We start from the raw sequence: 16,191 nt of genomic DNA on the forward strand, positions 1-16,191 counted from the left end.
GCGTCGGCAATCGAGGGGCGATAGCGTTGCTATGCAACAATTCCATCTATGTCCCGCCGCCTGATCCTTGCTTTGTCCCTGCTAGCCGTTTTGGCAGCAGGGATTTTTGCATGGTGGTCATTACGGTCTGTTGTGGTGCCGGCGGTGACGTTGCGTGCAGCGCCACTTGTGCGCACACTGCAATTCTCTGCCCGGGTGGCGACCCTGTCCCGCGTGGAAGTGGGCAGCACAGTAACAGGGCGCGTGCTCCAGGTCATGGTCGCTGAGGGCGCGCAGGTTGCCATGGGTGATGTATTGGTTCGCATGGAAAGCGACGAGCTGCGTGCGGCCCTGGCTCAAGCGCAAGCCGGTGAGCGCCAGGCTGCTGCGCGCCTGGAGGGCTTGCGCAGCACCGGACGCCGCGTGACCCTGGCCGCCGTGGTTCAAGCGGAGTCGGTGCTGGCCGCCGCTCAGGCGGATTTGCAGCGGACGCAGGACCTGATGGTCAAGGGATTTGTCAGCGATGCGCGACTGGATGAAAGCAAGCGTACTGCCGCTGTCGCCCAGGCACAACTCGCCAGCGCGCGCGCTCAAAGCGCGGCCAATGCCGAACAGGGCACAGATCTGGTACAAGCCCAGGCGCAGCTGACGCTAGCAAGCGCTGCTACTGCGGCGGCGCGGGCGCGCCTGGCTCAGACAGCGGTGGCCGCACCGGCTGATGCCAAGGTGTTGTCTCGCCTGGTGGAGCCCGGCCAGATCGTTCAGCCAGGACGGTCGATGTTCAGCCTGGCGCTGGCAGGTCCGTTTCAACTGGTGGCGCAAGTTGATGAGCGCTATCTCGAACAACTCAAAGTCGGGCAGTCTGCCAGCGTGTTGGCCGATGCCTTTGCTGACCAGCGCTTCGTTGCACGTATTCAGTCGATTGCCCCGGTGGTCGATGCACAGCGTGGCGCGATCGAAGTCAAGTTTGCTTTGCAGCAGCCCGTGCCTGTTTTTTTGCGCGAGGACATGACCCTGTCGCTTGAGGTGGAGACCGCTCGCCGCGAGAGTGCGCTGACAGTTCCCTTGGACGCCTTGCATCCTGATCCATCCAGAGCTGGCACCACCGTATTGATTGAACGCGACGGGCGGGTGGTCGAGCGCAAGGTGCGTTTGGGTCTGCGAACGATCGAGGCCGCAGAGGTTCTGGACGGGCTTGCAGCTGGCGATGTGGTTCTCCGAGGGATCGCACCCAAACCCGGAGCGCGGGTTCGTGTCGATATGGCGAGTCGGGCGCTTGTGCTGCCACACAAAGGCGGGCAGGCAGATGCTGGCGCTGCCATGACCAACGCCATGGGCCGCTGAGGGCTTGTTCGATGCTGAGCTGGCTCGGATTCGAACGCCAAGTGGCTATTCGCTTTCTGCGCGAAGGGCGCATGCAGACCTTGCTTATCATCGTGGGTGTCGCGGCCGGTGTGGCTGTCATTGCTTACATTTCGGCGCTTATTACGGGCTTGCAGAAAAATACGCTGGAAAAAACACTGGGAGCCCAGGCACATGTCACCCTGAGTGCTCGCGATGATGTGGTGATCCCGGCGCGGGCTGTGGCTCTTGGAACGACGGGTTTGGTGCAGACGCAGCCGCGCGCGCAGCGACCTCGCTCCATTGCGAACTGGCAGCAACTGGTGCCTGTGATGCAGGCCATGCCCGGCGTGGCTGCTGTATCTCCCATGGTCTCCGCCGCCGGACTGGCCGTGCGTGGCGAAGCGTCGAAGTCGATTGCACTGATGGGGGTGGATCTTGACCACTATGACCGCATCGTGCATCTGCGCTCCAAGGTGGTTGAGGGTGTTGCCCGTTTGAATCCGGGAGAAGGCATTCTGGGCAAGGAGCTTGCTGACGACCTTGGGGTGCGGGTGGGCGACCGCGTGGGGCTGGTGGTTGGTAGCACTACCGATTCGCTGCGTGTGACCGCATTGGTGGACTTGGGGGTGCGCGAGTTGAATCGGCGTACTGTGATTGTTCCGCTGCGCGCCGCGCAAAGCCTCGCGAGCCTGCCGGGTGGCGCCACCAGTCTGGATATCGGGTTGACCGATGTCTGGGCCGCGCCTGGGCTGGCCACTGATCTCGGGCAGCGCTGGCCGTACAAGGTGGAGAGCTGGCAGGAGGCGAACGCACAGCTTTTGTCGGCATTGAATGCGCAGTCGATCAGCACGGCAGTGATCCGTGGCGTGGTCATGGTGGTGGTGGTGCTGGGTATCGCCAGCGTGCTGGTGGTGTCAGTGGTGCAAAAGCGCCGCGAGATCGGAATTCTGCGTGCCATGGGTGCCACGCAGGCGCAGGTGCTGCGGGTATTCCTGCTGCAGGGTGCGATCGTCGGCGCGTTGGGCTCGGTGCTTGGCATCCTGTTTGCCGTTGCATTGATCTGGGCATTCACCACTTTTGTGCTGGGTTCCGATGGACTTCCGCTGTTCGCTATTTCGCTAGCGCCCGATTTGGCGCTGCGCATAGCGGGCGCCGCAACGGTTTGCGGTGTGCTGGCTGCCGTGGCTCCGGCCCGGCGCGCAGCGGCACTTGACCCGGCGCAGGCCATCCGAATGTGAGCCGCCGGCATGAAAGCTGCAACATCCCTGATTGAACTGAGCGACATCCGAAAGAGCTACAACCTGGGCCTGGCCAATGAAGCAGAAGTTCTGCATGGCATTTCATTCGCCATTGACCCGGGAGAATTTGTCGCCTTGATTGGACCGTCGGGCTCGGGAAAGAGTACTTTGCTCAACATCGTGGGTTTGCTTGAACGCATGACTGCGGGAAGCTACCGCATACAAGGCGAAGAGAGCAGCAGCCTGGATGACGCGGCCCTCACGCTGCGTCGGCGTGCGGTACTGGGCTTTGTGTTCCAGTTCCATCACCTGCTGCCCGCCTTCAGTGCGCTTGAGAATGTGACCCTTCCCGCATTGATGCGCGAGGGGTTTGTGACGCCGGCCCAGCGCGAGCGTGCACGCGCGGTGCTGACAGCAGTCGGCCTGAAGGACGCCATGGACAAACGACCCGGCGAGCTCTCGGGTGGCATGCAGCAGCGCGTGGCAATTGCGCGCGCATTGGTTTTGGAGCCACCTTTGGTGCTGGCTGACGAGCCCACAGGCAACCTGGACCGTGCCTCATCCGACGAGGTATTCACTTTGATGCGGCGCATGCATGCCGAGTTCAATACCTCCTTTCTTGTGGTGACGCACGACCCGCGTCTGGCAGCACGTTGCGACCGGGTCATCGAACTGGTAGATGGCCATATCGAGCGTGACGAGCGGACTCCTGTCAGAGAGGTCCTACGCTAGTGCAGGCGGTCACCTGACGGCAGCACGGGAGACTGACCTATCGCATTGGTTTGTCGCGGGGAACACACTCAGACCAGCGCATCGAAAGATGCGTGAACTTGTGTATATACCCCGGGCCGCTGACGCGGTTCACCTCAGGAGTCTTGCGATGCTGCACTATGCCGTTGTGTTTTTTATCATTGCTCTTGTCGCCGCGCTGTTCGGTTTTGGTGGCATCGCTGCCAGCGCCGTTGGCATCGGAAAAATTCTTTTCATTGTCTTTGCCGTTCTGGCAATCGCCAGCTTCCTGTTCGGCCTCATCCGCAAGCGCTGAGTTCGATCGCATGATCTACCCATTCATACGCCTGATGGCTGCACGCCCCGAATTGTTGGCTGATCATGCGTTGGCCTACGCTGACCTGGTGGCCGAAGAGGTTGATGAAGTATCCGCAGACTGGAAACGCCGCATGATGCTGAGTGCCGTCGCCGTGTGTTTCTTGGGGGTGGCGGTGGTTCTTGCGGGTGTGGCGGTGATGCTGTGGGCGCTTGCGCCACAACTCAGTAACCAGGCTTCGTGGATTCTGGTGGCCACGCCCATGTTGCCTGCGGCACTGGCAGTGTGGTGCTGGTTCGCGGCCCGTGCCCGGCAGGACGGTAGCCCTTTTGGCCGGGTATGGCAGCACGTACAGGCTGACATCGCGGCACTGCGCGAAGTGCGTGCAACATGAGCACTCCTTTGACAAGCGCCTTTTCAGTGGCAACGCCTTCCGAGCGACTGTTGCTGTCGCGCGAGCGCTTGCGTCTGGCCCTGCGCGAGACTGCCGCAACTGCAGGGCAGCCCGAGAGCCAGCCGGGGTCATGGTCAAGGCCGAAGTGGCTTGACGGCTTGAATGATCTTCCTGGTGTGTCGGCTGTCATGGATGCCTTGCGCGTCATGGTGCTGCCGATGGCTCAGCGCAACCCGCTGGGCCTGGTGATGGGCGCAGTGCTGTTGGGTGGTTTGTTGGCATGGAGTCGTCCATGGCGATGGATTTCCACGCCTGCATTGCTCGCAGGCCTGCTGCCACCGTTGCTGGCCACGGCAATGGCGAGCCTGAAACCCATCAACTGGCTAGACATTCTCGCGGCGTTGGTCAAACAGAGTGGCGAACAGAACCCACCATCGGGTTCGTAGCTGTTAGTCCGCCCCAACGGCGCGCCGGCTATAGCCGACCGGTTAACAGCAGTATGACAATGACAAGCACTACCAAACCCAGTCCGCCGCTCGGACCGTAGCCCCAAGCTTTGCTGTGTGGCCAGGCTGGAATGGCGCCCAGCAATATCAGTATCAAGAGGATCAACAGGATGGTTCCTAGATTCATGAATATCTCCTTGAAAAAGTGGTCTCGAATAGGGGCTGTACGCCTCTTCGGAATTACCGCTACGTGCGGCGTAATCGGTACATGGCCAGCTTATGGGTTTGCATGCCCAATTTCTGTGCGCTGACGAACACATTGCCGTGCCGCTTTGGGTGCAGTTTCGATTTATGACACAGGAGTCGGTCAGGAACGCTAAACTGCAATCAAATCTGTCTGCAGCGGACAGTTGTCACGTCACGGCTAATGCAGTGGCAATACAGGGGTGGAGAACTCGAAATGAAGACGTACACAAACCTGACAACCCGCGCGGAGAGTCGCACGCTCCAGGTACTGCTGATTGTGGTTTCTATCGCCCTCGGATGGATTCTTCTCCCGTTCTACGAGACGATCATGTGGGGCGCGATCATTGCATTGATGTTCAAGCCCTTGCACCGTCGTTTGTTGGTGGCACTTTCACATCGGCGCACGCTGGCTGCGCTGTTGACGCTTTTGATCGTTGTGACGGTTGTCATTCTTCCGTTTGTACTGCTTACCGCAGCGCTGGCACGCGAGGTGACCGTCATCTATGCCCAACTGCAATCGGGAGAGTTGAACCCGAGCGTCTATTTCCGGGGCATCTTCAACGCGTTACCCGACTGGATCAGCGCGCTGCTTGCCCGCTTTGGTCTGGGTAACTTTGATGTTCTGCAGTATCGATTGGGTACTGCGCTGACGCAGGGTAGTCAGTTCATCGCGACCAAGGCGCTCAGCATTGGCCAGAATGCCTTCGAATTCATTGCCAGCCTGTTCGTTACTTTGTACCTTGCGTTTTTCCTGATCCGGGACGGCGATTTCATGGCGCATGCCATTCGTCGCATGATCCCTTTGGCCCCAGCCCACAAGCTGGAGTTGTTTGGGAAATTTGCCACGGTGATCCGCGCGACGGTCAAGGGCAATCTGTTGGTGGCGGCGGTTCAGGGTGCGCTGGGAGGTCTCGCGTTCTGGTTTCTCGGTATCAGCGGGGCCTTGCTATGGGCGGTGTTCATGGCGTTCTGCTCGCTGGTGCCAGCGGTGGGCGCCGGGCTGATTTGGTTGCCGGTGGCAATTTATTTCTTTGTGACGGGCGTTGTCTGGAAGGGCGTGGCCCTGACCGCCTTCGGATTGCTGGTGATCGGTTTGATTGACAACCTGCTGCGTCCGCTGCTTGTGGGTAAGGACACGCGCATGCCGGACTATCTGGTGATGCTTACAACGCTGGGTGGCATGGTGGTATTCGGCATCAATGGCTTTGTCCTGGGGCCAATGATTGCTGCCATGTTTCTTGCGGTATGGCACATTCATGGCTCGACCCGCACCGAACTGGCGCCCCCGACGGGAATCGAACCCATATCTAGCGCTTAGGAGGCGCTCGTTCTATCCATTGAACTACGGCGGCAAGGAGCTGTATTCTATTTGGTCAGAAGCCGCATGGCTTCTTCCAGCCCCTTGATGGTGAGCGGAAACATGCGCTGGTTCATGATCTGCTGCACCACACTGATGCTTTGGCGGTACTGCCACACACCCTGAGGCTCGGGGTTGATCCAGGCAAACTTGGGGAATGCGCTGGTCAGACGCTGCAGCCACTCCACGCCGGCCTCTTCATTGTTGTACTCCACACTGCCGCCGGGTTGCAGGATTTCATACGGGCTCATGGTGGCATCGCCAATGAACAGCAGTTTGTAGTCCTTGTTGTATTTGCGGATGATGTCCCAGGTGGCAAATTTTTCGCTGAAACGGCGACGGTTGTTCTTCCACATGTAGTCATAGACACAGTTGTGGAAATAATAGAACTCCAGGTGTTTGAACTCGGTCTTGGTGGCCGAGAACAGTTCCTCGACCCGCGCAATGTGCTCGTCCATGGTGCCGCCGACGTCCATCAGCAGCAGCACTTTCACGTTGTTGTGGCGCTCGGGCACCATTTTGATATCCAGGTAGCCCGCATTGGCGGCGGTGGACTTGATGGTGTCGTCCAGGTCCAGCTCTTCCTCATGGCCTTCGCGGGCGAATTTGCGCAGGCGGCGCAGTGCCACCTTGATGTTGCGCGTGCCCAGTTCCTGGGTATCGTCGTAGTCCTTGTAGGCGCGCTGGTCCCAGACCTTGACCGCGCTCTTGTTGCGGCTCTTGTCCTGCCCGATGCGCACACCCTGCGGGTTCTGGCCGTAGGCGCCAAAGGGAGAGGTGCCGCCGGTGCCAATCCATTTGCTGCCGCCTTCGTGTCGTTCCTTTTGTTCTTCAAAACGCTTTTTCAACGTTTCCATGAGCTCGTCCCAGCCCATCTTCTCTATCTTGGCGCGTTCTTCCGGGCTCAATTCGAGTTCCAGGTTCTTGCGCAGCCACTCCAGCGGAATATCCTTGGTGAAGTCGGCAATCGTCTCTACGCCTTTGAAATAGGCGGCAAAGGCGCGGTCGAACTTGTCGTAGTGCTTCTCGTCCTTCACCAGCGTGGTGCGGCTCAGGTAGTAAAAGTCGTCAATCTTGTAGCCAGTGGGCTCGGTGTCATTGTCCGGCTCTGGCGTGTTGGGGCCAACCACGCCTTCTTTGAGGGCTTCCATCAGGGTCAGGTATTCCTTGACCGAAACGGGCAGTTTGGCCGAGCGCAGTGTGTAGAAAAAATCGATCAACATGATGTTTGTCCTAGCTACGGGGCTTGTTCAGAAGGTACAGCAACTGGGCCTTGGCTTCGGGCCATTCCCCGCTGCGCATGCTGTACATCACGGTATCGCGAATCGTGCCATCGCGTCGCAAGGCGTGGCCACGTATCACGCCGTCTTTTTTGGCGCCCAGCCGTTCAATGGCAGCCTGTGACGCAAAGTTGAAGTTGTCGGTACGCCAGCCCACCACATGGCAGCCCAGGGTCTCGAATGCATGCGTCAACAACAGCAGCTTGGCGGTGGTGTTGACGTGCGTGCGCTGGCAGCGTTTGGCGTACCAGGTGTAACCGATCTCCACACGTTTTACGGCAGGCAGGATGTCGTGGTAACTGGTGCTGCCCAGTACCGCGCCGGAGGCCTGGTCGAGCACCGCAAAGGCGAATCGGTTGCCCGCTTCGCGCATGGCCAGGGCATCGGCGATGTACTGATGGGTTTGGTCAGGCTCGGGTACGCTGGTAACGCGCAGCTTCCACAACTCGCCATCCGCGGCGGCAGCGCGCAGGCCGACTTCATGGTTCAAGGCCAGCGGCACCAGCTCAATGCCGCTGGCGGCCAAGGTGATGGGGGCAACGTAGGCCATGCTTACTTCTTGTCGGTGCTGGACTTGCTGCTGTGCTTGCGCCAGCGTCGAGCCAACTGCAGCCCTATGCCGCCACCCGCGCCCACCAGTACGATGCCCACGATGTTGGCATTGCCGTAACCCTGGCTGAAGATGTCCAGGCCAAAAAAGCGGCCAATCCAGAACCCCAGCAAGGCGCCGCCGACAAAGCCGACCGCATCTGACAAGCCTTCGATCAACAGCGATTTGTCCATGGTCTGATATTCCGTTGGGCTCAGCGGTTGTGGCGTTGCATGAACACCAGCTTTTCAAACAGGGTCACATCCTGCTCGTTCTTGAGCAAGGCGCCCACCAGGGGGGGTACAGCCACCTTGTCTTCCTTGCTTTGCAGTGCTTCCAGCGGAATGTCTTCTGCCACCAGCAGCTTGAGCCAATCCAGCAGTTCGCTGGTGGAGGGTTTCTTTTTCAGACCCGGCAGGTTGCGTACATCGTAGAAAGTCTTCATGGCTGCTGACAGCAACTCTTTCTTGAGGCCAGGGAAGTGCACATCCACAATGCTTTGCATGGTGACGGCGTCCGGGAACTTGATGTAGTGGAAGAAGCAGCGGCGCAAAAAGGCGTCAGGCAGTTCTTTTTCGTTGTTCGAGGTGATGAACACGAGGGGGCGGTTTTTGGCCTTGATCAGCTGGCGGGTTTCATAGCAATAAAACTCCATGCGGTCGATCTCGCGCAGCAAGTCATTGGGGAACTCGATGTCGGCCTTGTCGATTTCGTCGATCAACAGTGCCACGGGCTCCTCAGCCGTGAAGGCTTGCCACAACACGCCCTTGACAATGTAGTTGTTGATGTCCTTGACGCGCTGGCCACCATCCACATCGGCCAGTTGCGAGTCGCGCAGGCGGCTGACCGCATCGTATTCATACAGCCCTTGCTGGGCCTTGGTGGTGGACTTGATATGCCATTGCAGCAGGGGCATGCCTAGCGCCTGCGCCACTTCCTCGGCCAGCATGGTCTTGCCGGTGCCGGGCTCGCCCTTGACCAGCAGTGGACGCTTGAGAGTGATGGCCGCGTTCACGGACAACATCAAATCCTGGGTGGCGACGTAGTTCTTTGTTCCTTGGAATTTCATGGTTCTGGCTCGGTAAGGGGAAACAGCGGTTGGAGGTAGGATTGGTGACCGATATAATGCGTCGTTGATTTATCTCAAACACTGGTTGATTGTCCTCTCAAAATGAACAAATTCCTGTCATCGCTGTCTATCCTGGTTGTCGCTTGTGCGACCGCCTTCTCCGCCAATGCCCAGGAGGTCAAGGGTGACGCCAAAGCCGGTGAGAAAAAAGTCGCCATGTGCATTGGTTGCCACGGTATCAAAGGCTACCAGGCCAGCTTTCCTGAAGTCCACAAGGTTCCCATGATTTCAGGTCAGGGTGCCAAGTACATTGTGGCGGCGCTCGCAGCTTACAAGAAGGGCGATCGCAAACATCCCACCATGCGCGGTATTGCCGATAACCTGAGCGATCAGGATATGGCTGACCTGGGTGCCTATTACGAAAACCATGGCAAGGTTGAAGGCGCTGCCGCTGCGGGCAAGGCTGCTGAAGCCAGCCCCAAGGTCGCTGCCTTGCTCAGCAAAGGCACTTGCGTCGCCTGCCATGGCGACAATTTCAGCAAGCCGATTGACCCCAGCTACCCCAAGATTGCGGGCCAGCACAGTGATTACCTGTTTGTTGCGCTCAAGTCCTACAAAGACGAAGGCAAAGCAACCTGGGGTCGCAGCAATGGCGTGATGGGTGGCATTGCCAAACAGTTTTCCAATGCGGAACTGAAGGAACTCGCCGGCTACGTGGGCTCATTGCCGGGTGAACTCAAGACGGTGCCGCAAGCCAAGTTCCGTTGATCGGATCCTGCCTGAATCGAAAAAGCCGCTCATTGAGCGGCTTTTTTATTTTTTGTGGGGCGGTTTTTGCTGCTCAGGCAAAGACGTTGAGTCGGGCGGCGGCCTGCTGCAGGTGTTTGAATTTTTCCGAGAACGCTTCGGCGACTTTGGCGCCCTTGTCCGTCGGATTGCCCTTCAAGAGCGCAATACCCTCTTCAAAATCTCTCATGGTGGTGACTGCGGATGCCACAAATTCGGGTGCGTTGGCGTGTGGTGCTGGATCCGGTTTGGCGATCAGGACACCATCCTTGTTGAGCGCGATTTTGGTGAAAACGCCCCTGTCCCGTCCGTAGGCCAGCTGCTTTTCCAGCGACATATTGGCGAGATCGGTCAAGCTGGCATCGGTCACGGCCGGGCTGGAGGGCGTGTAGATGACACCGCTGGTTTTCGGTGCTTCGACTTCGACCGGGGCCTTGACTTTGACTTCTGCTTTGACTGGTGCAAGCGCAAGCGCAGCGGATTTGCCGGCGTTCGCCTGAGCGTGGGCGTTGGCGTTGGGCGATGGGAAAATCAGGATGTTGGCGAGGCTGGTTTGCATGGCAATCCCCTTTGGGCAGGTGGTTGCCGAAAGTATGGATCGGGACGCATGCAGCCAACCCGAAAAATAAAGGAGGAATAACCCGGTATTTCCCCGACTTTGTTACCTGATGGACGGCGGCAGGGCCTCAGCGCTCAATCCTGGGTTGCATGGCGCTGCACGCAAGCGATATAGGCGTCGCCGTCGGGTGGACGCCCGGCACGCTGGCTTTCCCAGATCATCTGGCCCAGGCAGTCCATGGCCTCGTGGTGCGCGAGATGCAGCGAATTTCGCCGGTGCGTCAACAGCTCCACCGCTTGCCGGATACCCCGTGGCTGGTCGATGCTGCACTGCTCGCTGATCGACAAGTGCATCGACAAATGCAGGAACGGATTGGTTTTGCCTTCGTCTGCCAGGTGCATGGTTGCGAGGGCGGCGTCGACATCTGCCAGGGCCGCGTGGTATTCAGGATGCTCGTCAATCCATAAGCTTGCTATTGTTTCAATAGCATCAAGCGGTTGACCGGCAAGGGCCTTGGCATGAATTGAGCAGAAAAATCGGCGAACATCGGCTTGGGAAGGGGAAAACATGATGCTGCCTATTGTCGCCCCCTGTCGCCGACGCTTCACGCCGCCGCTCCTGCATCAAGCGAAAATACCCATTTTTACTCAGGACGAATGCCATGACCCAAGCCTTCATCTGCGATGCCATTCGCACCCCCTTCGGCCGCTACGGCGGCGCATTGAGCAGCGTGCGCACGGATGACCTGGGCGCGATCCCGCTCAAGGCCCTGATGGCACGCAACCCCAACGTGGATTGGCAGGCCGTCACCGACGTGATCTATGGCTGTGCGAACCAGGCCGGTGAAGACAACCGCAATGTGGCTCACATGGCCTCGCTGCTGGCGGGCCTGCCGATGGATGTCCCGGGCGCCACCATCAACCGTCTGTGCGGTTCGGGTCTGGACGCCGTGGGCACGGCCGCCCGCGCCATCAAGGCCGGTGAAGCGAGCTTGATGATTGCCGGCGGCGTGGAAAGCATGAGCCGCGCGCCTTTCGTCAGCCCGAAGGCCGAGAGCGCCTTCAGCCGCGTCAATGCGGTCTATGACACCACCATTGGCTGGCGTTTCATCAATAAATTGATGAAAGAAAAATATGGCGTCGATGCCATGCCCGAAACCGCCGAAAACGTCGCCACCGAATTCAAAATCGAGCGCGACGCCCAGGACCGGATGGCGCTGGCCAGCCAGATGAAGGCCGTGGCCGCGCAAAAAGCCGGACATCTGGCGCGTGAAATTACGGCCGTGACGATTGCCCAGAAAAAAGGCGACCCCATCATCGTCGACAAGGACGAGCACCCGCGCGAAACCAGCCTGGAAGCGCTGGCCAAGCTCAAGGGCGTGGTACGTCCCGACGGCACGGTGACCGCCGGCAATGCCAGCGGCGTGAACGATGGCGCCTGTGCCCTCTTGCTGGCCGACGAAGCCAGTGCTGCCAAAAATGGCTTGACGCCGCGCGCCCGCGTGGTCGGCATGGCCACCGCCGGCGTAGCGCCACGCATCATGGGCATTGGCCCGGCGCCCGCCACGCAAAAGGTACTTGCACTCACCGGCCTCACGATTGCGCAGATGGATGTGATTGAGCTCAACGAAGCGTTTGCCGCCCAGGGTCTGGCCGTGTTGCGCATGCTGGGCTTGCAGGACGACGACGAGCGCGTCAATGCCTGGGGTGGTGCGATTGCCCTGGGCCACCCACTGGGCGCCTCGGGCGCGCGGCTGGCCACCACGGCCGTCAACCGCCTGCACGCCACCGGTGGCCGTTATGCGCTTTGCACCATGTGCATTGGCGTGGGGCAGGGTATTGCGCTGATCCTGGAACGTGTGTGAGCTTTCCGCTCATCACTGACCCTTACTTTTACGCCGTCACCATTCCTGCCGTGCTCTTGCTGGGTGTCAGCAAGAGCGGCTTTGGCGCCGGTTTTGGTTCGCTGGCGGTGCCGATGATGGCGCTGGCGGTCAGCGTGCCGCAGGCGGCTGCGATTCTGATGCCGGTATTGCTGGTGATGGATATTCTGGGTATGGCGGCGTTTCGCAAGGACTTCGACCTGAAACTGCTGAAATTCCTGATTCCCTTCGGGCTGGTGGGCATTGTGATCGGGGCGCTGCTTTTCAAGCTGCTGGACCCTCATACCGTGGCCGGCATTGTGGGCGTTTTCACCCTGGTGTTTCTGGCGCAGCGCCTGTTGTTTCCGCCCAAGGCTGACAGTGCCCCACCTCCCAAATGGCTGGGCGCCATCCTGACCGCCACCTCGGGCTTCACCAGCTTCATCGCTCATGCAGGGGGGCCACCAATCAACGCCTACATAATCCCCCTGCGCCTGTCCCCGGTGAAGTTCACCGCCACCATGGCGTTTTTCTTCTTTGTCATCAACCTGTCCAAGTGGATTCCCTATGCCTGGCTGGGCTTGCTGGACATGCGCAATATGGCGACCTCGCTGGTGCTGCTGCCGATTGCGCCGATCGGCGTGCTGGTAGGGGTGCGCATGGCCCGGCGTATCAATCAGGTACTTTTTTACCGGTTGGTGTACCTGGGCATGTTTCTCACCGGGATCAAGCTGGTGTGGGATGCCGTGCGCTGATTGCTATATAAATAGTAGCTGTTTGATGATTGAAATCAAGGGTTATAGCTTGGTTTACTTATAGATACGGACTTACTTATCCCAGTCCTGCGGCCGCCGCTGCGCTCGTTGCGCCCGCTCTTGCGCCATTTGTTCTTCCAGCTGTTGGCGGCCCTGTTTGACCACGGCAATCAGTTTGGCCTGGTCCTTGTAGTGCGGATGCAGCTTCTCAAACAGTTCCAGGTTGTGCTGGCGAAAGCGCATGGTGGTCTGGCGTGCAGCGTGGGGCTCGTGTCCCAGCAGTTCCAGCACACTGCGCGCACTGCGCAGGCTGGACTCGAACATCTCACGCTCCACATGCATCACGCCCCGCTCGCGGAGTTTGTTCCAATGGGTCACGTCGCGGGCACGTGCCACGATTTGCAATTGGGGAAAATGCTCCTGGGCCAGGTCCACGATGTCCAGCGATTGTTCGACGCCGTCCACGGCCACCACCAAAATCCTGGCGTGGGCGGCTCCGGCTGTGCGCAGCAAGTCGAGACGCGATGCATCGCCGTAGAACACCCGGTAGCCGAAGTTGCGGGCGACTTCAATCATGTCGGCATCGTGGTCCAGTACCGTGCAGGGAATGTCTTGCGCCAGCAGCAGGCGCGCGATGATCTGCCCGTAGCGGCCGTAGCCGGCAATCACAATTGGCGCGTCCTGTTGCTCGGAAATTTCCGCCATGGGTGTCACGCCACAGTTGGCATAACGCGGCAGCAGCAGCTTGTCTATCGCCACCAGCAGCAAGGGGCTCACCAGCATGGATACCGCCACAGCGCCAATCAGCAGTGAGGCGGTTTCGGCTGGAAACACCTTGGCCCCCGAGGCCGCCTGAAACACGACAAACGCGAATTCTCCGCCCTGGGCCAGCAGCAGGGTGAAGACGGGCCGCTCCTGAAACGGCAGCTTCATCAGCCGGGCCAGCAGGTAGATGGTGACGCCCTTGACGCCGAGAAAGCCGACCACAATCAAGGCCATCAGGCCTGGCGACTGGCGCAGCACGCCAAAGTCAATGCTCATGCCGACAGCGATGAAAAACAGGCCCAGCAGCAAACCCTTGAAGGGCTCGATATTGGTTTCCAGTTCGCGCCGGTATTCGCTTTCGGCCAGCAGCACGCCGGCCAGAAAGGCTCCCAGCGCCATGGACAGGCCGACCAGTTGCATCAAGCCGGCAATGCCCACCACCAGCAGCAGGGAAGCCGCCGTGAAGATTTCGGGTGTCTTGGAGCGCGCAATCCAGCGAAACAAGGGGCGCATGAGCAAACGCCCACCCAGAATGATGCTGGCAATGACTGCTATTATTTTTATAGCTTCAAGCGCATGATTGGCAGGGGCCAAGGCTTCACTTTGTCCCGCAATTCCGCCCAGAAGCGGTAGCAGTGCCAGGATCGGGATGGCGGCCACGTCCTGGAACAGCAGGATCGAAAACGAGGCTTGTCCGCTTCCGGTGGGCATCAGGTTACGCTCGCCCATCACTTGCAGCGCAATTGCTGTGCTGGACAGCGCCAGCCCCAAGCCCGCCACCAGGGCTACCCGCCAGCTTACGCCAAACGCCAGGGCCACGAGGCTCAGGAGCAGGGCGCAGCCCAGCACCTGCGCGCTACCCCAGCCAAAGATCGGCCGGCGCAGGCTCCACAGACGCCTGGGCTCCAGTTCCAGCCCGACCAGGAACAGCATCAGGACCACGCCAAATTCCGCAAAATGCAGAATATCTTCCACATTGGTGACCAGGCCCAGCCCCCAGGGGCCAATCACAATGCCGGCCGCCAGGTAGCCAATGATCGAGCCCAGACCCAGGGCCTTGCTCAAGGGTACGGCAATCACGGCGGCGCTGAGGTAGATGAAGCTGTTGACCAGCCAGGTGGGGGCGTGTTCCATGTTGGTCCTTGGTCAGTCCCTAGTCGGTTTCAGGGCGATCCACTGCCGGCACTTCGCAGGCTGGGCAGCTGTCGAGGTCTTCAAGCTCGGGCCAGTGCGGATAGCTTTGCAGGCGCTGCTGAAATACCTCCCGATGCCGGGTGAGCTCGGCCTCGGGGGCCGTGCGGGCGCCATGCAGCATCAAGGGTGGCAAGAAGCGCATGCCGCACAGGGCTGCGGTCTGCTCGTAGGGTGGCAAAAACGCGTCGAATAAATAGCGGTTATAGCCTTGCGGATGGTAGGAATTCTCCGGACCTCCGGTGGTGCCCACCAGCCACAGGTCTTTGCCCTGCAGTGCATGTCCGCCCATGCCATAAGCCCAGCCGTAGCCAAGCACCTCGTCGAGCCAGAGCTTTTGCAGGGCGGGCATCGAATACCAGTGAATGGGGTGCATCAACACAATCAGCTGTGCCGCCTCCACCCGGGTCCGTTCGCGGGTCACGTCAATGCAATAGTCCGGGTAGCGGCCGTACAGGTCGCAAATATCGACCCGCGAAACACTGCGCGCGCTGGCCAGCAACTGCCGGTTCACCCGGGATTCGCGCCAGTTGGGGTGAGCTGCCAGGAGGTAAATGTCCTGTGCCGCAGGGTTGGCGGCGGGTGGGGGCAGGGTTTGGCTTTGTGGGTCCATGCCGTTACCATAGCGCACAAATCTCATTTCCGAGGAGTGCGTGATGCCAGTGGTCGTCGTTGCGAATCCAAAAGGCGGTGTGGGCAAGTCCACCCTGTCCACCAATATTGCGGGTTATTACGCTCGACAAGGCCATGCCGTGATGCTCGGTGATGCGGATAGCCAGCAGTCTTCGCGCCTGTGGCTGGGGCTGCGCCCGTCAGTGGCTCGTGCCATCAGTTCATGGGATGTGGACGCTGACCAGATTGCCAAGCCGCCCAAAGGCACTACCCATGTGGTGCTGGACACGCCCGCCGGCCTGCGCGGGCGACGCTTGAATGACGTGATCAAGATGGCTGACAAGGTGATCGTGCCCCTGCAGCCCAGTATTTTTGATATTTTTGCGACGCGGGCGTTTCTGGATGAGCTGCTGAAGAACAAGCACCGTGACAAATTGCAGATTGGCCTGGTGGGCATGCGGGTGGACGGCCGCACCATCGCTGCCGACAAGCTCCACGAATTTGTGGACACGCTGGGCTTGCCGGTTTTGGGCTATCTGCGTGATACGCAGAACTACATTCATTTGGCAGCGCGCGGCCTGACCCTGTTTGACGTCGCCCCGGGCCGGGTGGAGAAGGATTTGACCCAATGGCAAGCCATTTGCCAGTGGCTGGATGCCTGAGCGGGCCGATTTG

The 16,191-nt window shown here is 59.7% G+C and carries 20 protein-coding genes and 1 tRNA gene; 11 read left to right on the forward strand and 10 right to left on the reverse strand.

Features of this window, described 5'->3' with window-relative positions; all coding sequences use genetic code 11:
* Positions 1-48: 48 nt before the first annotated feature.
* From IV109_RS02435 to IV109_RS02460, 6 genes are all read left to right on the forward strand, one after another.
* Positions 49-1,323, forward strand: coding sequence for an efflux RND transporter periplasmic adaptor subunit (locus IV109_RS02435; protein WP_296691606.1), 1,275 nt, complete (start codon positions 49-51; stop codon positions 1,321-1,323).
* 11 nt (positions 1,324-1,334) lie between these two features.
* The gene (locus tag IV109_RS02440; RefSeq protein ID WP_296691608.1) at positions 1,335-2,561 is read left to right on the forward strand and encodes an FtsX-like permease family protein; all 1,227 of its coding nucleotides are present in this window, start codon (positions 1,335-1,337) and stop codon (positions 2,559-2,561) included.
* Positions 2,562-2,570: 9 nt separating this feature from the next.
* The gene (locus tag IV109_RS02445; protein WP_296691611.1) at positions 2,571-3,293 is read left to right on the forward strand and encodes an ABC transporter ATP-binding protein; all 723 of its coding nucleotides are present in this window, start codon (positions 2,571-2,573) and stop codon (positions 3,291-3,293) included.
* Between the two features lie 148 nt (positions 3,294-3,441).
* A complete protein-coding gene (locus IV109_RS02450) occupies positions 3,442-3,606 on the forward strand; it encodes a DUF1328 domain-containing protein (RefSeq protein WP_296691614.1) in 165 nt (54 codons plus the stop codon).
* Positions 3,607-3,616: 10 nt separating this feature from the next.
* Positions 3,617-4,000: a hypothetical protein gene (locus tag IV109_RS02455; protein ID WP_296691617.1), complete on the forward strand. Its 384-nt coding sequence runs from the start codon at positions 3,617-3,619 to the stop codon at positions 3,998-4,000.
* A complete protein-coding gene (locus tag IV109_RS02460) occupies positions 3,997-4,446 on the forward strand; it encodes a hypothetical protein (protein ID WP_296691620.1) in 450 nt (149 codons plus the stop codon). Before IV109_RS02455 ends, IV109_RS02460 begins: the two co-directional genes overlap by 4 nt.
* 28 nt (positions 4,447-4,474) lie before the next feature.
* Here IV109_RS02460 and IV109_RS02465 read toward each other — a convergent pair whose 3' ends face one another.
* The gene (locus tag IV109_RS02465; protein ID WP_296691623.1) at positions 4,475-4,633 is read right to left on the reverse strand and encodes a DUF3309 family protein; all 159 of its coding nucleotides are present in this window, start codon (positions 4,631-4,633) and stop codon (positions 4,475-4,477) included.
* 273 nt (positions 4,634-4,906) lie between these two features.
* Between IV109_RS02465 and IV109_RS02470 the strand changes: the two genes are divergently transcribed.
* Positions 4,907-6,010 (forward strand): AI-2E family transporter, encoded by a 1,104-nt coding sequence (locus tag IV109_RS02470; protein ID WP_366834222.1) that lies wholly within the window; start codon positions 4,907-4,909, stop codon positions 6,008-6,010.
* Here the strand turns inward: IV109_RS02470 and IV109_RS02475 are convergent.
* The 5 genes from IV109_RS02475 to IV109_RS02495 all read right to left on the reverse strand — a co-directional run bounded on the left by IV109_RS02475 (position 5,970) and on the right by IV109_RS02495 (position 8,987).
* Positions 5,970-6,044 (reverse strand) — tRNA-Arg (locus IV109_RS02475). The two genes, IV109_RS02470 and IV109_RS02475, sit on opposite strands and share 41 nt — an antisense overlap.
* A gap of 13 nt (positions 6,045-6,057) precedes the next feature.
* Positions 6,058-7,272 (reverse strand): VWA domain-containing protein, encoded by a 1,215-nt coding sequence (locus IV109_RS02480; protein ID WP_296691626.1) that lies wholly within the window; start codon positions 7,270-7,272, stop codon positions 6,058-6,060.
* A gap of 10 nt (positions 7,273-7,282) precedes the next feature.
* Complete coding sequence (locus IV109_RS02485) at positions 7,283-7,879, reverse strand: GNAT family protein (protein ID WP_296691629.1); 597 nt, start codon at positions 7,877-7,879, stop codon at positions 7,283-7,285.
* Between the two features lie 2 nt (positions 7,880-7,881).
* Positions 7,882-8,112, reverse strand: coding sequence for a hypothetical protein (locus IV109_RS02490; protein WP_296691630.1), 231 nt, complete (start codon positions 8,110-8,112; stop codon positions 7,882-7,884).
* A gap of 20 nt (positions 8,113-8,132) precedes the next feature.
* Entirely contained in the window at positions 8,133-8,987 is an 855-nt protein-coding gene (locus tag IV109_RS02495; protein ID WP_296691631.1) for a MoxR family ATPase, read from the reverse strand.
* Positions 8,988-9,089: 102 nt separating this feature from the next.
* Here IV109_RS02495 and IV109_RS02500 point away from each other — a divergent pair, with 102 nt between their 5' ends.
* The gene (locus IV109_RS02500; protein ID WP_296691634.1) at positions 9,090-9,755 is read left to right on the forward strand and encodes a c-type cytochrome; all 666 of its coding nucleotides are present in this window, start codon (positions 9,090-9,092) and stop codon (positions 9,753-9,755) included.
* Between the two features lie 73 nt (positions 9,756-9,828).
* Here IV109_RS02500 and IV109_RS02505 read toward each other — a convergent pair whose 3' ends face one another.
* Together IV109_RS02505 and IV109_RS02510 are read right to left on the reverse strand one after the other, a co-directional pair.
* Positions 9,829-10,332, reverse strand: coding sequence for a hypothetical protein (locus tag IV109_RS02505; RefSeq protein WP_296691635.1), 504 nt, complete (start codon positions 10,330-10,332; stop codon positions 9,829-9,831).
* Between the two features lie 134 nt (positions 10,333-10,466).
* Positions 10,467-10,901 (reverse strand): DUF1841 family protein, encoded by a 435-nt coding sequence (locus tag IV109_RS02510; protein ID WP_296691639.1) that lies wholly within the window; start codon positions 10,899-10,901, stop codon positions 10,467-10,469.
* Between the two features lie 92 nt (positions 10,902-10,993).
* Here IV109_RS02510 and pcaF point away from each other — a divergent pair, with 92 nt between their 5' ends.
* Positions 10,994-12,196: a 3-oxoadipyl-CoA thiolase gene (gene pcaF, locus IV109_RS02515; protein WP_296691640.1), complete on the forward strand. Its 1,203-nt coding sequence runs from the start codon at positions 10,994-10,996 to the stop codon at positions 12,194-12,196.
* Positions 12,193-12,948, forward strand: a complete 756-nt coding sequence (locus IV109_RS02520; RefSeq protein ID WP_296691642.1) for a sulfite exporter TauE/SafE family protein — start codon at positions 12,193-12,195, stop codon at positions 12,946-12,948. Before pcaF ends, IV109_RS02520 begins: the two co-directional genes overlap by 4 nt.
* A 72-nt stretch (positions 12,949-13,020) precedes the next feature.
* On the opposite strand, the gene kefC is transcribed toward IV109_RS02520, so the two are convergent.
* Complete coding sequence (gene kefC, locus IV109_RS02525; RefSeq protein ID WP_296691644.1) at positions 13,021-14,847, reverse strand: glutathione-regulated potassium-efflux system protein KefC; 1,827 nt, start codon at positions 14,845-14,847, stop codon at positions 13,021-13,023.
* Between the two features lie 19 nt (positions 14,848-14,866).
* A complete protein-coding gene (locus IV109_RS02530) occupies positions 14,867-15,517 on the reverse strand; it encodes an NAD(P)H-dependent oxidoreductase (RefSeq protein WP_296692496.1) in 651 nt (216 codons plus the stop codon).
* Positions 15,518-15,560: 43 nt separating this feature from the next.
* Between IV109_RS02530 and IV109_RS02535 the strand changes: the two genes are divergently transcribed.
* Positions 15,561-16,178, forward strand: a complete 618-nt coding sequence (locus tag IV109_RS02535; RefSeq protein WP_296691646.1) for a ParA family protein — start codon at positions 15,561-15,563, stop codon at positions 16,176-16,178.
* The last annotated feature ends 13 nt before the right edge of the window (positions 16,179-16,191 follow it).

It is taken from the genome of Rhodoferax sp., from assembly GCF_018780565.1.
Taxonomy (GTDB): Bacteria; Pseudomonadota; Gammaproteobacteria; order Burkholderiales; family Burkholderiaceae_C; genus Rhodoferax.